The sequence below is a fragment of the Xylanibacter ruminicola genome (assembly GCF_900107775.1).
Lineage (GTDB): Bacteria > Bacteroidota > Bacteroidia > Bacteroidales > Bacteroidaceae > Prevotella > Prevotella ruminicola_C.
On sequence record NZ_FNRF01000001.1, the window covers coordinates 465,333 to 483,328 of the forward strand.

Annotated in this window: 20 protein-coding genes; 6 read left to right on the plus strand and 14 right to left on the minus strand. The window is 40.3% G+C overall.

Features of this window, described 5'->3' with window-relative positions:
- Positions 1–200: 200 nt before the first annotated feature.
- From BLU97_RS01600 to BLU97_RS01615, 3 genes are all read left to right on the plus strand, one after another.
- The gene (locus BLU97_RS01600; protein ID WP_074759941.1) at positions 201–437 is read left to right on the plus strand and encodes a hypothetical protein; all 237 of its coding nucleotides are present in this window, start codon (positions 201–203) and stop codon (positions 435–437) included.
- 604 nt (positions 438–1,041) lie between these two features.
- A complete protein-coding gene (locus tag BLU97_RS01610; protein WP_074759943.1) occupies positions 1,042–1,425 on the plus strand; it encodes a hypothetical protein in 384 nt (127 codons plus the stop codon).
- 113 nt (positions 1,426–1,538) lie between these two features.
- Complete coding sequence (locus BLU97_RS01615) at positions 1,539–2,822, plus strand: relaxase/mobilization nuclease domain-containing protein (RefSeq protein WP_074759944.1); 1,284 nt, start codon at positions 1,539–1,541, stop codon at positions 2,820–2,822.
- Between the two features lie 58 nt (positions 2,823–2,880).
- On the opposite strand, the gene BLU97_RS01620 is transcribed toward BLU97_RS01615, so the two are convergent.
- Positions 2,881–3,312, minus strand: coding sequence for a hypothetical protein (locus BLU97_RS01620; protein WP_074759945.1), 432 nt, complete (start codon positions 3,310–3,312; stop codon positions 2,881–2,883).
- A 94-nt stretch (positions 3,313–3,406) separates the two neighbouring features.
- Between BLU97_RS01620 and BLU97_RS16315 the strand changes: the two genes are divergently transcribed.
- Entirely contained in the window at positions 3,407–3,535 is a 129-nt protein-coding gene (locus BLU97_RS16315; protein WP_262503153.1) for a hypothetical protein, read from the plus strand.
- Between the two features lie 2 nt (positions 3,536–3,537).
- Positions 3,538–3,879: a cupin domain-containing protein gene (locus BLU97_RS01625; RefSeq protein WP_074759946.1), complete on the plus strand. Its 342-nt coding sequence runs from the start codon at positions 3,538–3,540 to the stop codon at positions 3,877–3,879.
- 116 nt (positions 3,880–3,995) lie between these two features.
- Here BLU97_RS01625 and BLU97_RS01630 read toward each other — a convergent pair whose 3' ends face one another.
- Together BLU97_RS01630 and BLU97_RS01635 are read right to left on the minus strand one after the other, a co-directional pair.
- Positions 3,996–5,831: a hypothetical protein gene (locus BLU97_RS01630; RefSeq protein WP_074759947.1), complete on the minus strand. Its 1,836-nt coding sequence runs from the start codon at positions 5,829–5,831 to the stop codon at positions 3,996–3,998.
- 40 nt (positions 5,832–5,871) lie between these two features.
- A complete protein-coding gene (locus tag BLU97_RS01635; RefSeq protein WP_074760377.1) occupies positions 5,872–6,246 on the minus strand; it encodes a hypothetical protein in 375 nt (124 codons plus the stop codon).
- Between the two features lie 835 nt (positions 6,247–7,081).
- Between BLU97_RS01635 and BLU97_RS01640 the strand changes: the two genes are divergently transcribed.
- Positions 7,082–7,750 (plus strand): vWA domain-containing protein, encoded by a 669-nt coding sequence (locus BLU97_RS01640; RefSeq protein ID WP_254771634.1) that lies wholly within the window; start codon positions 7,082–7,084, stop codon positions 7,748–7,750.
- Positions 7,751–7,854: 104 nt separating this feature from the next.
- Here BLU97_RS01640 and BLU97_RS01645 read toward each other — a convergent pair whose 3' ends face one another.
- The 11 genes from BLU97_RS01645 to BLU97_RS01695 all read right to left on the minus strand — a co-directional run bounded on the left by BLU97_RS01645 (position 7,855) and on the right by BLU97_RS01695 (position 17,960).
- Positions 7,855–8,409, minus strand: a complete 555-nt coding sequence (locus BLU97_RS01645; protein WP_139208689.1) for a hypothetical protein — start codon at positions 8,407–8,409, stop codon at positions 7,855–7,857.
- 34 nt (positions 8,410–8,443) lie between these two features.
- Positions 8,444–9,232: a M48 family metallopeptidase gene (locus tag BLU97_RS01650; protein ID WP_081352811.1), complete on the minus strand. Its 789-nt coding sequence runs from the start codon at positions 9,230–9,232 to the stop codon at positions 8,444–8,446.
- Positions 9,229–9,978 (minus strand): DUF3944 domain-containing protein, encoded by a 750-nt coding sequence (locus BLU97_RS01655; protein WP_074759949.1) that lies wholly within the window; start codon positions 9,976–9,978, stop codon positions 9,229–9,231. Before BLU97_RS01655 ends, BLU97_RS01650 begins: the two co-directional genes overlap by 4 nt.
- 46 nt (positions 9,979–10,024) lie before the next feature.
- Positions 10,025–11,149, minus strand: coding sequence for a hypothetical protein (locus BLU97_RS01660; protein WP_074759950.1), 1,125 nt, complete (start codon positions 11,147–11,149; stop codon positions 10,025–10,027).
- A 177-nt stretch (positions 11,150–11,326) separates the two neighbouring features.
- Positions 11,327–12,574, minus strand: coding sequence for a hypothetical protein (locus tag BLU97_RS01665; RefSeq protein WP_074759951.1), 1,248 nt, complete (start codon positions 12,572–12,574; stop codon positions 11,327–11,329).
- Entirely contained in the window at positions 12,571–13,671 is a 1,101-nt protein-coding gene (locus BLU97_RS01670) for an ATP-binding protein (RefSeq protein WP_074759952.1), read from the minus strand. The genes BLU97_RS01665 and BLU97_RS01670 overlap by 4 nt, the downstream gene beginning before the upstream one ends.
- A complete protein-coding gene (locus tag BLU97_RS15895; RefSeq protein WP_074759953.1) occupies positions 13,658–14,539 on the minus strand; it encodes a hypothetical protein in 882 nt (293 codons plus the stop codon). The genes BLU97_RS01670 and BLU97_RS15895 overlap by 14 nt, the downstream gene beginning before the upstream one ends.
- 133 nt (positions 14,540–14,672) lie before the next feature.
- Positions 14,673–15,665 carry a helix-turn-helix transcriptional regulator gene (locus tag BLU97_RS01680; protein WP_074759954.1) on the minus strand — a complete coding sequence of 331 codons (993 nt, stop codon included), beginning with the start codon at positions 15,663–15,665 and terminating at the stop codon, positions 14,673–14,675.
- A 48-nt stretch (positions 15,666–15,713) separates the two neighbouring features.
- On the minus strand, positions 15,714–17,153 hold the full coding sequence (locus tag BLU97_RS01685) for a hypothetical protein (RefSeq protein ID WP_074759955.1): 1,440 nt from the start codon (positions 17,151–17,153) through the stop codon (positions 15,714–15,716).
- A gap of 47 nt (positions 17,154–17,200) precedes the next feature.
- Positions 17,201–17,395, minus strand: coding sequence for a hypothetical protein (locus tag BLU97_RS01690; protein ID WP_074759956.1), 195 nt, complete (start codon positions 17,393–17,395; stop codon positions 17,201–17,203).
- 28 nt (positions 17,396–17,423) lie between these two features.
- Complete coding sequence (locus tag BLU97_RS01695; RefSeq protein ID WP_074759957.1) at positions 17,424–17,960, minus strand: hypothetical protein; 537 nt, start codon at positions 17,958–17,960, stop codon at positions 17,424–17,426.
- Between the last annotated feature and the right edge of the window lie 36 nt (positions 17,961–17,996).

The following is a 17,996-nucleotide window of genomic DNA, read 5'->3' on the forward strand; positions in this document are numbered from 1 at the left end:
TTCAGCGCATTTTCTCCTAAGTTCGATGTTCTATGCAATTCTATGATAGAGTGCCAAGACTTCTTTTCCCTTTCGGCCTGATGCAACTTTTTTGCCGTAAAACCTCCTAAAAAAGCCACAGCACCACGTTTTGTCGTCTTTTGAGCATGTGAGTAAAGCCCCCTTTTTTGCCCATTTCATCGAGAATAAGCACACAATAATTGGCCAGGCTCCAAGCATCGAAACTTGAAATCTGGCTCTCAGCAGCCGATGGCCACTACCCCTTAGCAGTGAACCCCGCCAGCCAATTCACCGACTACGCGGCACAGAAGCGTCGCCAGAAGCCATCCGAGTTTGGCGATGCATACGAGTATCTTGAATACTCCAAGTACGATGCCGTAGCCGAGCATGAAGAACAATACAAATATCTGCATACTACTTACGTTTTGTTTATGTAAAGATACGCAAAATCCGCGAGACCGCCAAGGCTTCCGGCATCTTTCTGCCGCCCCATCCGTTCTTTTCCCTCAATGTAGAAAGACATATTTTCAGAGAATCATAAATTTAGAAACTATGCAATTCTATCTTTCAGTAATTCAGAAACTCTATCTTTTAGAAATACATAAATTCAGTAAATCAGTAATTATGAAATACAGAAAATAAGAAATTAAGAAAAAAAGAGTTTAAGAAAATCTATCATTCAGAGTTTATGAAATACTGAAATTCATACTTTCAATAAATCAGTAATTCAGATATTCAGAGAATAAGAAAAATAGTAAATCAGAAACTCAATCTTTCAGAAACAGCCGATTTCATCGAAGCTTTTAGCACGTATTGTTTGCCTACGTCAGCGAAAAACCGTACCTTTGTAGATGCGAGGCCAGCCCACCAAGCCAGCAGACGAGCAAGCCGCAAGGCGAGTCCTGTGGAAACAGAATAGCAAGTTGTGCTTTTGTGCGGACAAACTCCGTTCGCCACCCCAAAAGCCACCTTGCCAGCATCTGCGAAGCTGGGGCATGTCACCTCGCAACTCGGTAACATTATAATCAGGATAACAGCCCTATGGAGCAAAGAACAAAACGACTATGGGTACGGCTCTCACCCGAAGAAGAAGCCCTGTTTAAACAGAAAGCAGCCCGTTACAAGACCATTTCAGCCATGATTCGCGATGCTGTCAGGCAGTTCGACGACACCGCCACCCACGGCAAAGTCAAGGCTCTGAAGGAAATGACCGCCCTCTATCGCCAGTACCAGCAGGAACTCAGCTGGCTTGGCGGCAACTTCAACCAGACCGTCAAGCGAGCCAACGAGCTGGCAATCGCTGAAGAACTCACCCCGCAGTTCTTCGAGCAGACCCTCTATCCCCAAGTTGCAGAAATTCAGAAACTCATCAGCAGCATAAAGGGGGAACTACATGACATAGCCAAAGAGGTGTCAAAACTATGATTTTCATAAAATCTGAAATTCAGAGACAGAGCCGCTTTAAATTGTCTCTTTATTATTTTCTGTCTTTCTGAATTACTGTATTTCATAATTTCTATTTTTCAGTAATTCTGCAAATGATAGCAACAATTCTACCGTCAAGTACCACCTTCCATGCCGTCGATTACAACGAGCTGAAGGTCTCAGAGGGTGTAGCCGAACTTCTGGAGATGAAAGGTTTCGACCTCATTGACAAGAACTATACACCCGAAGAGTTGAAACAGGCGCTCATTGATTACACTTATCAATCTAATGAGCGCATCAAGAAGCCGCAGTTTCACCTTGCGATTTCATGTAAAGGTGACGAGTACACCCATGAGCAACTGCTGGAGATAGCCCATAAATATCTCGATGAAATGGGCTATGGCGACCCAGAGCAGCCAGTTCTGATCTATGCTCACCATGACACCGACAATAACCACTTGCACATTGTTACCAGCCGAGTTGATCCTGCTGGCAACAAAATCAACGACCATCACGAAAGAGTCCGCTCTCAGGAAGTCATCAACCGCATCATGGGCGAGAACCAAGAGCAGCGAGCATCTGATGCCGTGAAGAAAGCCTTGGATTACCGCTTCTCCACCATCAGCCAGTTCAAGGCCATCCTTGAATCCAGCGGCTATGAGTGCTACGAGAAGGATGACAGTCTCTGCATCAAGCGTGACGGACACGTCATCGACACCCTGCCGATGGCCACCGTCCAGTCGCACCTGCAATCCTTCGAGCCTGACGAGAAACGACGCCGACAGCTCCGCGCCATCCTGAAGAAGTACCGCGACATGACCGCCGACAAAGACGAGCTCCGCGCCCTGATGAAAGAGAAGTTCGGCATCGACCTCGTTTTCCACGGCTCCAAGGACAAGCCCTACGGCTACACCATTATCGACCACCAGACCAAGACCGTCTTCAAAGGTGGCAACGTGTGGAAGCTCAGCGAACTCCTGCAATTCCAGTCAAAAGAGGAACGCCTGCACCGCATGGACGAGTTTATCGACGCGATGCTGGAGGACAATCCTAACTTAACCACCCGCGAGCTGAACCGTATGCTTCGCCGTCAGTTCGGCACCCACATATCCAAAGGCCGCATCGCCTACGGTGACGAGTTTATCGACCTACAGGACTATCAGGTAGAAACTCTCCGTGCTAACGACCACAAAGCCTGGCAGCAGGAGCATCCCCTTGAACAGCATCCAATTTCCCATCACCACAGCGACGAACCACAGCCCAAACACTCAAACAATCCTCGTCTGCGAAAGCCTACTATCACCAAGGAAGGCTCCCGCGATCAGAACCGTGAATGGGAAGTTGGTCACAACACTCGCTACAATGACATCGATGATGAGAACCAGTTGAAGCGATAATTCTCCTGTGGTTTAGCAAAAACGCCAATCGCAATTGGCGTTTTTGTTTCCAGATTCCTCAGAAGGGCAAACCGCTTCCATCATCGGCTACAGGTTCCGCATGTCCTTTTTCACTATTTGCAATAAACCTTTTGATAATCTCTATAGCCTTCTGAATGTTATAGCACAATTCAAAGGCATCATTCTTGGCAAAAAAATCCATCGAGACCATGAGCCACTTGTAAACCTTATCATCTTCCAACTTCTTACCATTGTATGCCTCTATACGATTGAACCAGTATTCTTCCAAACAATCGAATTTATCCGTTGGACTTTCCAATCGGGACTTCTCTGGGTTAGTCAAGTCCTCCAATATTTCTGTGATGTGATTTCTCACTTCTTCATCTGGCTCGTGTTTCACCAATTCTTCTATCCAGCCAGGAGTCATCCAACTATATTCAGGCTGGATATGCTTAAATCCGTAATGTCTTTCGTTGTTATCCCTACTCATATTCTTAAAGTGTTGAAAATATACAGGCAAAGTTACACATAATACGGCAAATTTCACTATCTTTGCCCTCGTTTTTAAATACGATCGGAATTATATGACACAAGAATATGCAAGGGTATCAGTAGAAATGCCCGAAAACGAAGATAAGAAATCCCTCCGTCAGGAATTGATATACGAGATAGAGAACAACGACATCAATGATGAATTTACCATCAAGTTCTGATTATGGAAAAGAGAAGCGATACCTATCAGATTGCATCCGATATTCAATGGGAATATGCGGGTGATGGCATTGTTCGCCAGATCATGGGCTACGATGAGCACCTGATGGTGGTGAAAGTAAAATTCAATCAAGGAGCCATTGGAACACTCCATCAGCATCCACATACCCAGACCACCTATGTGGCCAGCGGATGCTTTGAGGTGACTATCGGTGAGGAAAAGAAAATCCTCAAAGCTGGCGATGGCTATTATGTGGCTCCAAACCTACTTCATGGTTGTGTCTGTCTGGAGGCTGGTGTTCTCATCGACACCTTCACTCCCATGCGAGAGGATTTCTTGAAATAGCAAGCCGAAAGGTGTTTTATTAGTTAAGCCCTTTCAAAGTTGTAGCATTCATTCGGTTTGCAATTTCATGGGTAAAACTCTGTGAAAGAGGTAGAGGTCAATGCCCTTGAATCTCATTAAAGCTTCCTCTTATTTTTCGTCCTAAGTGAAGCCATAAATTCATCGAACGCTGCACGTTCTTCTTCAGACTGGTTTAAAGGAATCTCATATGGCCCGTAAATGTAATTAGTAACAGTCGTATTATCTGTGTAGGGGAAAGAAATCGGAATAGTACATGCTAACTGCCCACTGTTATAGACATCATTAATACTATCTAACTTCATATAAACATCATTTGCTATTTCTTTATAATATTGAATTCTTGTGTCTATTTCCTTTTCATAGGCATCATCAGGTTTGACATTCCTATTAATCAGAGCCACAAAAAGTTCATGATTTACATTTTCTATTATCGCATCAAACATGTTGTGACTAAAACCATGTTTTGAGAAGAATCCATATTTGCTTCCTATTCTATAATAAAAGAACCTCCTATCATTAATGGGTTCATAATCTATTATTCCAACTTCATTTACAGAAGTACGCCATTCCTCATCCATTTCTTTAGTATAATGAATAATGATAGTGATATCATCTTCTATTAGTTTATCTTTCCACCCTGAACCAGGAAGGAAATACTCACCTTCCCATTCAGTGTATACAAAACTACCAGCTCCCTCATTCGTAAGATATACAAATCCCTCATCCAGGTAAAGATTTACTTTATATGGATAGAGTATTGTTAATGGAATAATAGTATTTAAATCTTCAAGACTATTACATATATGTCCTTTGGATAGACGAAATAATTCTCCTTTGTTTTTGGCTAAGGAGATAAAATTCCTATCAACAACTAAACATTGTGCTTTTTCATAACTCAATTTTAGCTTTGATAGTTTAATATACCCCCCATCTATATCACTCTCTCTGACATAATATCGTTTATATGATGTTCCCCAATAAAAAAGAAGATTCTCTTCGTCAAATTCGAGTTCATCATATCCTCCTATTTGGAGTATACCATTTCTATCATATAAATCTTTTTTACCAACATAAATTGATCCGTAGTATTTATTGTCATAAGCATCTGGGAATTTGTCGTATGTTAAATAATCGCCATCTCTTATACCTTCAAAATAACCATTTATATAACGTATATCATGATACAGACAGTTGGTTAGTAAAGCACAATTTTCATCAAAGCATCCCCATTTGTTATCTTTTAGAGTCTTTAGGAAATGCCGTTCAATTGCGTCATAGCCATCTCCGTCATAAAAACTATCTATTACAATTTTATCATAATGACAATGAATGACTTCTCGAAAAGTGTTAATTGAAAGAACTCCATATTTTTTTGTGTCTCTATCCTGAATAATTCTTAGGGGGTTGTTCTTGTCGCCAAATAATGGATAAAGTTTGGAAGGCTGAGACGTAAGATGATTTGTAAGGAGAACAACACCATCTTCAGAGCCAATTCCCCATCCACCATCTTTATAAAACTCTATGTTACCATTGTATGGAAAACGGAGATCACATTCATCATAATTAATGGAGCTTCCAACTTTTTTTCGCAAATGCTCTCTGTTTTCAGAAATAATCTTTGCTTTTGATTCAATATATTCCAAGACTACTTGATAGATATCCAATTGACGAGATCTTATCTTTGATTGCAGTGTGTTACATGGCCAAGAATAATTCTGGTCTTTTTGGGCATATTCCATTGCATATTGATTAATACAGTCAGTCAGTTCAACGCAATCTCCGAAATATTTATTAAAAAAAGATTCTTCTTCTTTCCATCGCTTGAAAAAATAACCTGTCAAATCGTAATTACTTACCATTTCGTTAATAGCCAATTTCAATTTGGCCTCTGGTAACAGCATTTTTATTTCTTTAGGTATTTTGATTAGCATAACATAAAATGGCTATTTTAACAAATTCGATTACATAACCTTACCAATTTGGAGGTAGGACGATGTTTTCAACCTCATGTGCCTCTTCAAATAGTGGAGAGATTTCATCATCAGTAAATCCGGCGATGCCACAACCGATGCGGGTAACGAGGAACGTCATGTCTTTATGCTCCTTGGCAAACTGGATGAACTCATCAACGTAGGGTTTGATAGTTTCTACACCGCCCTGCATCGTTGGGATGGCATAGCTCTGACCTTGCAGACCCACGCCCTGGCCCATGATGGCTCCAAACTTGCGGTAGGCGATGTACGCCGCCCCGCCGCCGTGCATACCTTTCAGATTGCTTCCGAACACAAAGATCTCGTTCGGCTGCAGCTCTGTAATAAACTCTGGTGTAGTCCTCTTCTGTTCCATATCTGGTTCTGTTTTGCTCATTCTCATATCCTCGTAAGCCATTGGCGCAGGCGTGCCCATAGGAGTTTCCTCAATCATAGCCTCGCTCATAACGATAGCACGCTCGTCCATCACTTCCGGCATGTCCAAGTCCATATCGAAATTCTTGCGGAAGTATGGCACGATAATCTCATCCTTCAGCTTGTTGTAACGTTGCGATACAGCCGAAGGAGTAATACCACATTCTGCTGCTACCTCTTTTCCCTTAAAGCCACGAATTAGCATCATCGTGATAATCAGTCTATCCCATCTGTCGAGAGGCGCATGGTCGCAGATGTCCTCCACAATGCGGTTAAACTGCAGACGCAGGTTGTCGCCCTTCATGTCGAATGACTGCAGATAGTCCTCAAAGGTGATGCTACCATACTCCCTGTGATACCATTTCAGCGCGTCGAGTACCACATAGCGGAACCCACCAATCAGCCACGTCTTCAGACTGACCTCCGGCGAATGATCTTCCAAAGGCTTCCAGTTATGTTCCATCAGATAGATGGCATACTGGTGAGCCAGCGACATGAAGTCGAGGTTCTGCTTCCCGCTCAACTGATACCGCTGGTCGAAAAGCCGATAGCCCGCCTCACAATACCCGTAGAAATACTCACGGATAATGTCGCTGTCCCCCTCACGGAAGCCCTCTATAATCTCGTCGTCTGACAGTCGTTGATAATACATGGGCATAAATTTTTCGCAAAGATACGAAATTTTTGCCGCATTAGCTTAATTTTTTCCGAAAACCATCTTCAAATAGATAAAAGACGTCTTAAAATGCAGTTTCACCAATTAAAAAGTTACAATTATGAAAAAGAATGATCCTATGCCCAAGCAGCAGAACAAGAAAGAAACAAAGCGTGTCCACAATCTGATTATCGTCGATGAGAGCGGCTCAATGTACGTCATTCGCAAGCAGGCCTTCGTCGGCATGAACGAGACCCTCCAAACCGTTCGCCAGATGCAGAAAAAGTACCCCGACCAGGAGCAGCGCGTCACCCTCCTCACTTTTGATAGCAGCCACACCACCTGGCACTACGATAACACTCCAGCCTCGCGCACCAAGAACCTCGACTGGAAAGCCTACAACCCCGGTGGCGGTACTCCCCTCTACGATGCCATCGGCAAGGGTATCGCCAAGGTTAATGCACAGGTAGAAGATGGCGACCATGTACTCGTCACCATCATCACCGACGGCGAGGAGAATAGCTCTGAGGAGTGGACTCTGAAGATGGTTCGCACGATGATAGAGAAGCTAAAAAAACAGAACTGGACCTTTACGCTCATCGGCACTGACAACCTCGATGTCGAGACCATGGCCCAGTCCTTCGCCATCGAGGAACACATGGAATTCCAACAGGACGAGGAAGGCACCAAGGCTATGTTTGCCCGCGAACGCCGCAGCCGCGAACGCTACAACTGCTGTCTCGCCGAAGCAGCCCCGATACCTAAAGGCAAATTCTTCGATGAAGATTAATTAATTCTTTAATTTCGGCTCACCTATTCGACAAAGGATAGTGTGAGCCAATTGTATTATATGGCAATCCTGTTGGAATAGAAGTTTTCAATGTTTCGTTTTTATCACGCTTTGGCAGCAACATGTGACTCTTTCTGATGATTAGTCTCCGGGGAATTTGAATAGAACCCTATACGATGTCCTTGATTCTCTTTAAAATCGTCGATTTTTTCTTTCACTAAACTTAGCATCAAATCTGTGGTTTCAGTAAGTTCTTTAAAGTGTTGGCTAAAAAGTTCGAACATCATGGACTTACTTGTGAAATAGAAGGATGTCACTGATTTTACCGAATCGTTAAAGGATAATGCAATGCAATGGTTTTCAAGATCAGTATTTACTTTATCAGCAATAAATGTCTTTTCATCTATATCCAACTTTTCATAGTCTTCGTCCTCACATTGAAATTCAATTTTGCATTCTGCGTATTCTTTATGTAAATCTATAGAAGCCACGAAGTTGTAGTCATCATACTTAAAGATGCATAAGCCATCTTCGATTTTACATTCCACACCCTCATTGTTAAGATAACTGGACAGTTCTGTGCGCATTTTACAAACATTACCCATGAAGGTAAAATGGTTCCAAAATCCACTTCCTTTATGTAGACTGCTAATTCTCATAATAGTTAGATTAGATGGTAATAAATAATAGTGTTCATACTAAAGCATTACGCAGTTGGTTATATGCATATGAACCTTTCCATCGGTCAATCTCATATGCACGATTAACCATTTGGGGATGAGAGTAGAATGCCACCCTGCAATTCTGCTGAATCTTATTCCAAAGAGAGCCATTCTCTAAAGAATGATATTCTTTAGCCTGGCGGACAAATTGATAATAATCAGTTCCAGTGTCCTGCAGGCCGCTAACCATTTTGAGAGTCATGCGTTGAAATACTTTTTCTCCCATTGTTGCTGCAGCACATCTGTCAGCAGAGAATTCGCTTCGACGAGACCAATATTTGAGAGCCAGATAAATGGGACCAGTAAGCGTATATGGAATAACACCAAAATCATCACCAATGTCTTGAATTAGCCCAACCACACTCTTGTACAATACATGTTTGCACAAGATATGTCCGCATTCATGTGCCATAAGACACATTAGTTCTTCGTCATCTAACCTCTCAACACATGAGCTGGAGATACAGACAAACACATTGGTCTCTCCAAATGTAAACGCATTCATAACTGGGTCGTTATATACATAAACTTCAGGCATTGCTAAACCTATTCTCGCGGTTGTCAGCTTCATGAGGTTATATACTCTAGGTAGGCAATGAGAACTGGCTTTTATCATCATGGCGAGATTCTCGCCCTTAAACATTCGCTCATAGCCAACTTTCAGTAGTGAACGGCATACGCTATCAATGAACGGAATCTTTTGTAGCATCTGGAGTGCCTTCTTATCCTCTGGATGCATAATATCTAATGCTGTCATCATGCTACATGAGAATTTGAGTTAATACTTGCCTGATATTTTACTCGCATATAGGCAATCTGGACAACAGCAGGTACTGTAACGCGATAAGCAGGTCCCATCAAATCCCAAATAGTCCAACCTGTCAGCATAATCCAGCCTATAGGGCCTAACAATACGCCAAGACCTTTTGAAAGGGTACCCACTCCAATTATGACTATGCCACGAGTTAACAAAATCTCTGAAAGCATTCGCATGACGGAATGGATTACTATTATAAAAAGCCTTTTATTGATTACCTGGAGAGCCAAGAGTGCTGCAACAAGTCCTGCTCTTGAATATGCGTACCCTATAATACCACATTCATCCATTATGGATCGAACTTGCTCCTCTGTCATTTCACCTATTGCCTTAGATGAAACCATGATGAGCAGCTTCTGTTCCATATCTTCCGCCGTGTCATGCTTGGCTATATCTTTTACTCCCATCTTCTTACAGACATCATAAACGATACTTTCATATCTCGGACCTTGTCCATCACGAAAGAAGTTTAAAATAGTGTTGCCTCCATAGCTTTGCAGTTCAGAAGCGAGATCCTTCCACATCCCCTTCATGTTGCCAGGATAACATGAATTATAGCTATCGGTATTTGCTAATGACTCACAGAAACGGATTTCTCCATTATTGTTGTACATAAGAATGTCACAAAGTGTGCGAAGATCATTGTTCTCACAGTTTGCTAGAAATTGAAGGTCGAAATCTGGTCTCATAATAAAAAGGATTTAGATAATTGATAATAAGAATAATAGTAGTAAATCAAGAGAAAAGGCCAAAGATTTTTTTTGAGCCAATAGATGCTCCCATGCCGATGCCCAATCCTCCCACGATACCACCAATAACAGTACCTATTCCCGGACAAATCATAGAACCTGCAGCAGCTCCAGCACTAGCACCAATCCATCCTCCTCCAACACTAGCGGCATTTGAAACAGTATTTTCAGCAAATTCCTTTCCAGAAATCTTACCGCGGCAGAGTTTAATAGTATCAGGAATAGTTGTTCCAACAAAAACCACACTACTAACCACGGCATTGGTGCGCAAGGCTTTGGTTAAAACGTTTGTTGCAGCTTCAACAGTAACTTGCCTGCCAACAATAGCGGATGCTGTTTTTGTAATCATTTGCTTGCCAACTTCCGTTTTCACAGCAGCACCAACAAGCGGTCTAACGGCTTTAGTAGCCTTAGCTGCGAAGTCCCTACCGACTTGCGTCCTGAGGAGTTGCTGAGCGGCGACTCCGGTAATCATCGTTGTGCAACCAGATTCCAGAGATTGTTTCGATGCTGTTTTCAAAGCTTCTATATGGGACATGCCTTTTGACTTCGCAGAAAAATAAGTAACTGTGAATGAAAGTCCGCATGCAAATGCACAAGCAACTGTCTGTGTCTGAATATCGAACTTAATGGAGTCGATATTTCCTGCCTTGGCAATACGAACCGCTTCTTTGTAGGTGTAATGTCCCTTCAAAACCATTTGCTCTGCCATTTTCGGGTCAGTAATGCCTGGTACCTCTCCGTTTGCAATACGGCTACGCATTAGTCTAATTGCTTCGTCATATTGGTCTCGGGGGACTTCCAACTTCATGGAACCATATCTGTATGAACCATTCTCAAATGCAGATGCGACAGACTTTGATGCGTTTGCATGATACTTCGTTTGTATCATAACACCGTTTGAAATACGGTCTGGGCCATTTAAAGAATTGTCATAACCGACTTTTTCCACAGTTTTACCATGCATTCTGTCCCAAAAGGCATTAGCATCTTCTGCAGCAAAACCATGACCATGTTTGTTATGGTATTTAGTCCATTGCTGATTATTTGTACACTCGGTACTTGCCGTTGAAGCTATACCATTAATAGTCTCTCGGAAATCGTTCTTCATTATAACCATGAATTAGATTTCTCCACCGTCTTTTCTGCCCGTGGGTGGCTTGTGGCATCAACCGACTCTGGCGCCTACTGGTCTGATTGACGTTGCAAAGATACAACATATAATAAAGATAACTATGCAGCATTACTTCATACTACATAGTTATCCAAATTGAGCTTAGACTATTTGTTATTTTTTGAGTTTACCTATTTTGGCGATGTCTGCCAAACTGAATGTGGATTGGTGAATATCTTCACTCTGTTTTTCGTCTTTTGGGACTTCTGCACAATACGGGAACCATCCAACAGTCTTGGATTGTGGATTCATGCTAGGCTTAACCCCTGTGATAAGTAGTTCACTATAATCTTTCCATCTCTTAGGTATCTCTACTTTTAAATCGCAGTAGGTGCGGCCACTTTCTTTGTAAGTCTGAACAACAATTCCACTCCTTGTTTCATGGGTCTGAGGCTTTTGTATCTGTGGTTGCCTTGTTGCTAATTGAGCGTCTTTCGAATTCATGAGATCCTGCGCATCAGCAATATCCTCTTTGTCTGTTGAATTTGTATTCGCTTGCTCTATTGTTGACATTAGACGGTTGAACCAGTCTGTCACAATAAAGAAAGTGGCATAATCAGAGTCAAAATAGAGTTTTCTTACATCCTCAGGCAAGGCGGAGTGACTACGTGCATTGCTGAGTTCTATCATGTGTAGCAATGGACCACTGATTGTTTCTGATTCATCCAATTTCTTAAACTTTATAGCTTTTGCTATATTTGCATAATAGCTAGAGTCATCCTTTTTTAAGCTTGGAACAAGATCAAATTCTTCATTTACCTTTATAAGGATTTGCTCTGTAATATTTCTCATATGGTTTCCATGCGCTGAATCGTAGTCCTCATTATGAAAGAACTCCATGAGGTTATCTAAAAACTCTGTCTTGAATTTGTTTTCAATCCAACCATTTGAAAAGAAATCCAGTAGATACTCATAGCCAACATAATAGTGTTTTTTTGAATTTAAATCGCTAATGATTTGATCTATCATATTATAAGGGGCTCCAGATTTATAAAAAATAGTCTTCCCTTCTTCAAGTCCCTTACTTTTTAAATATTCTAAGATAACATCAGCTGTATCTCCATCAGAAGCACGAAGTAATTGGCCGGAATATATATATAATGGAATTCTTTTTTCCCTAACTAGATCTACCAAACCCAGGAAGCCACTTTTATTAGCGTCTTTGTCGGGTGAGTCTGACTTTACACCATTAGCATCAAGAATAACGGCATGATACCTTTCTGGCTCCGATACCAAGACTCTTTCGCATACATCAACATAGTTAACTTGTTCAAAGTTAACACTCGGGTTTTGTTGGCGAATAATTTCCAAAGCCTTGATAGGCTCATCGTCCAACCATAAAACGTTATACTTAAAGTTCATAATATTGGGGTATTTATTATAAATCCGACCTTATACTCATTATCTGCATTTGTGAACATGGTAATATTCGCATTATATGCATTTAAAAATTGTTGTGCAGAATATAGACCGATTCCACTTCCTTCTCCAATGCCATTCTCAAAGACTTTTTCGATATTACCATAGAAAGGCTTACCGTTGTTTTCTATGATGATATCTACTCTTTGAGAATCTTTTTGGCTTGGACGAATAGATATGCGTATTCTTTTTTCAGGAATCTTGAAATTTTCAACATCTTTATACATTGCCATATATCTCATCCTTACAGAATAGGGAAGAAGTTTAACGACAAACTTTGTCCACCACGAAAATTTCTTATTTATAATTTTATGTGATAATTCAAGCTCATCTATTTCTTTAAAAGCATGTTCATGAAGATTTTTTATGATATTGCCAAGCACATATTTACGAAACCCTTTTTCATTCATGCTAACTTTTAAATCAGCAAACTCTCCAAATAAATAATCAATGTAGATTGACGATTCACCGCGATATCCAGAAGCCCTTCTGTCATCATTAAAGACTTTCTTTATTTCAGTGCAGATGCTGAATGGTGTCGCAGCTCCATAATCAAAATGTTCTATATTAGCCAAATTCTCGCAAAGGTGCGTAGCCTCGTCACACGCCATTTGCAATTTACCTACTAACCATTTGTCGTTAAACTCAATTTTCCGTTGTAAAATTGATGTATAAAGTGCTGCATTTTTTCTTATTTGCGGCACCATACTTTCTTTGACTCTCTTAAGTTGGATATCAACAGGCCAGCCCAAGCACTCATATGCTCCATGCATTTGCATTGAAGCTTTATATGATTCAATAATGTCCCTTATCTCATCCTCAGTGAAAACCTCTTTGTTTATCAATAGTTCGTTGACCAGTCCTTCTATGGGAGCAACCACTACCAAACCAAAATCTTCTGAATAATTATGTTTGTGCTCCCTAACTTTACCCATTAGTTGCTGAAGATCGTTAATCTCCATTTCTAACTGGGTAATTTTGGATAGAAGTTCTTCCTTGGTTAGGTGTAAATAGTCATTCTCCATATTACACTCTTTCATTAATTAATTGAACTGTATTCGATACAACATTAACCAATTTCTCCAGTTCATGTCGTTGGTCGTCATTCCATTCTTTATATTTTTTAGGCTGAATCTTTTTTATCCATTTTAGCGTTGGCTTTAAACGAGTTTCATTATTATAGTCACTTCTATTCATAATTTGACAAAGTCGCTGTATCTTTTGGTCAAGACTTTGAATGTCATGTCGGATGCTATCTATATGTTTATCTATGTTTTCCACTTGTTTCCTGTTTTTTGAACGAACCAAGGCAATACCACTAATAGCACTGACACCAGCAATCGCAGCTCCAATGGGTCCAAATAGTCCTAAAATAAAACTTCCACCTGCCACACCTGCACCTCCTGTAGCGACAGCTCCTCCTCCTAACCATGCTAATGCTGCATTTGTTGCCGCCGCTCCAGACAAAGTACTGATAGCAGTACCTGTTGAAGCTGTGCCTAAAACGGTAGCTACTGACATTGCCGCAGTAGAACCAAAGGCACCTAATGCGCCCCCAGCAGCTGCTGCACCACCAGCCCAATATGCCGCAGCTCTTCCTGACTCTATAGTAAGTTCCTCAAACTTCTGTGGGTCATTTTCATATTTTACAGCAGTTTGAAAGTCCCGGATGTTCTCAAACCATTCATTCGTGCTTTCCTCACACCATTTAGGTAAGCCGCTGATATTTTCTAATTCTTCAGCGATTGTACAAATGGTGTTAACGTAGCCTTTACGTTTCTCAAACAGTTGTTGAGCGAGTTTAACCAATCGATCCCTCTTATATGTATACTCATCACATATTTTTTTAAGTTCCTCCATCTTCTTCTCCATCTCTAAGGAACCCATAATTTTCTTAAATATATTCATAATTATAAAATTAGCAGAACATCACCGTCTTTTTTGCCCATAGGTGTTTGTGGCATCATTCGCAAGTATACAAACAATTGCAGAGACTTTGCAAAGGTATAATGTTTTTTACCAATTAGTGTGCAGGATTTCTTCATACTTTGTAAATGTCGCTCATATTCTTTATTTTTTTCCTAAACTCCTCTACCAACCACAAAGGTTCCACAACTTCGATTGCATCATTATAAGAGAATAGAAGCATTTTTAATTCTGTGTTAACTTTTAGCTTTAACTGTATAAAAGTGTGGCTCTCCGTTCCGAGTTCCTTAAGCTCAGTCTGAGTCCAATGCAATGGCTTAGTCCTGATGTAATCAATACTTTTGTTACTAACCTTTAAAACGACTTTTTCCACTGCGGTGTTTTTGTAGTTTGATACTCCCACAATGTCGTCAAAATACTCGTCAAAATCTATATCCGTATCGATATATGGTTTGCTTAAATGTTCGAGTTTTGTTATCCTGTCCAAGGGGAAATTCAGAATATCTTCCTTGTCTTCAGAATAGGCAAATACATACCATCTTCTATTATACTGGCGGAGATGATAGGGGTGGATATTGCTTGTAAACTCATTTCTGGAGAATGGTTTGTACCGCATCTTAAGAGGGTACTTATGAGTGATGGCTTCTAATATGTCTTCTACATATTCAAGTCCCATCGCTTCACTATTATTATCAAAAGACATGAAACTGAGACCGTTTTCTGAAACGCCTTTTTCTAAACCCATTAAATAAAACCTAAGCATATCATAACGTGGATCCCCTTTAAATAAGTTCAGGTTTTCAAGTGAATGGCGAATAATCTCCATATCCTTAGAGGTTTGTTTCATAATAGAAAAATTAGTGTCTTTGTATCGCCACAAACGTTCTCTACCTCTATATAATGTGGTTTCATAAACAGCACCGTATTTATCTTCCAATTCCTTAAGATTGTCGCGAAGCAATCGTTCACTAATATCGTCAATCTGCGGGTCTGTCCTGATCTCGTTAAGGGTACGACCTTCAGGATTGCGAAGCAACTGATCAAGGCGCATAAGTCGAGCAAATTTATCTTGCCCTTCATGCATTGATGACTTTTTATATTTTCCCATATTATATTCTTTCAATCAACATCCGTTACTCTTCTTTCCAATACTTTTCTATTCTAAATCTTCCATTCTACTTTCCAAATCACTTATTCTATCTTCCAAATCATCATAATCATCGTTGTCATGATATGAAGAATTATTCCTTATCGACACTATAGGAATCGACAAGGAACTAGTCGCTATATTACCTCTTGAATCTATCGCTGATAATGGAATAGAATTATCACCTATATGTAACTTCTTCATATGAAGTCGTATACATTCACCATTCTTTATAGAATGAGCATCTAATTTATGGGAGCCTATAGTAATAGACTTGACATCCCCATTAACAGATATATAGAAAGGAATATTGTAGCCAAAATAATCATTTCCCTCAAAGTTTCCATAAGAAACGGAAACTGATGATGTTAATCCCGAAACATCTGGAATATTAATTTGCATATTCTGACTTTTTAAAGTTACATATCTGGGCCAAGAGGGGCTTGAAGTATTACTGTAATTACTATAATTGCTGTACCCCAGCAAACCTCTATACCTTGTTGGAGCATGTCCAATTGCATTTATGTGTGGAGCAATGTCGTCTATAACGACAATGCCAACAGGAAGAGCTACATATTTCCAATTTTTATCTATCCCAATCAAAAATATAACATTTGGTCCAGAACCACCACTATTGCTGCATGAAAAAACTTCATTAACAGATTTATGTGCATCAACAAGCCCCTTCGTTATTTTTGATTCCACAAAAGATTTAATGGGTGTCCCAGATTGACTTGGATAGGCATAAAGATAGAAATATTCCCCTTCTAATTGAGCATTAAACTTAAAGTTCATGCCAGATAAACTTGTAACAATAGGAGTCGCCTCATTTTTTGCACTATATTCGTTTTTCCCGGAATAATTGAATTGACGTAATATTGAATTTGTTCTTTCAATAATTGCACTATCAGGCGTTAAATCATTTTTAAATATCCATTGTCTGATCTTTCCATGATAATCCCTTTTGTAATTAACATCACATAGCCCACGACACTGGCCAGACACCACTTGCGCCACATTAATTGGCTTAATGTCAAAGGGTCTATACTTGTAAATGAAGGTGGTGTCATTTGTGCGAGTTGTGTGAACATTTATTTCAAATTGATAATTTTGAGTGGCTAATTGATATGCCACTTCAATTTGATTTAGTGATTTTAAAGCCTCCCTTACAGATATATTTGTGGTATCTTTAATGGGCAACACTTTCTTATAAACATTCCCAATTGAAATGTATGCGGAATCATGAGCAGCTGTATCTGTTTGAATAATAAGAATCTTTGTATCCTCTGAATCATATTCCACCAGAGGTTTTGTTGGAATATGTTTACAGGAGACATTAAGCAATAGAATTAGCGTCAAAGTCCATACAATATAGAAAATCTTGCGCACCCGTTTCATATTTATATAATTAAATGGTTTAACATCTTCTTCTGCTATCGATATCAGCATGTCCTAATGGCATTGTTGTGCGGAGAGTCTGTACAGAATCGTTTCTTTTATCCCATTTCGTCTGGGCTGTCGTAAAACTCCATCGCTGCAAGAGCTTCGTCATCATTGCTGAGTTCCGAATCCTCCTCGAAGATTTCTTCCACTTCGTCAGCGACTTCTCTGTTCTCCAGTAGCTCTATCTCCACCTTCTGTTTTTCAGGTGTAAACGAGCCTATCTTACCTGCTTTTATTCTATGTCTCATAATTCCTATCTTCTGTTTAATTCTTTAATTATGCTGCAAACAATAAAGCTGCGATTGCACCTAACCCCTCTGCCGCAATTTTACCAAGCCTGCGGTCATCTGTCAGTTTTTGTTCAACAATATAGTCACGAAGTTTCTGCCTCCAGACTTTATTTTGCAGCAATATCCAAAGATCATCATCGAAAAAAGCCAATACAACTTTTTCTTTCAGCCAGAGTCTTGATGGAGTTACACCTTCCTGTGGTTTCCCCGAACATTGCAAATGCCAAAATCCATCTGACTGCAGATGCCAGAAAGGATTGGAGACGTCTGTAGGCTTGTCAAATTGAGAGTCTTTCATGTACAGCTCCATCAATGTAGAATATCGCCTCTCCAGCCAATCATCCAATTTGATGTAATTACTCGGGAATACATCTGCATCTATTCCATCAATGATACTTAGCAACAATACTGGTTTGGCCACGATAATCTCTCCGCGTATCTTAGCTTGTCGGATGCTCATAATACGTTTTGTATAGTGAGCATAACATTGTTCGTAGTTATAAAATTGTAATATCCTATTCATATTTAATAATCTTCATTGCCATGACCAATACGATAA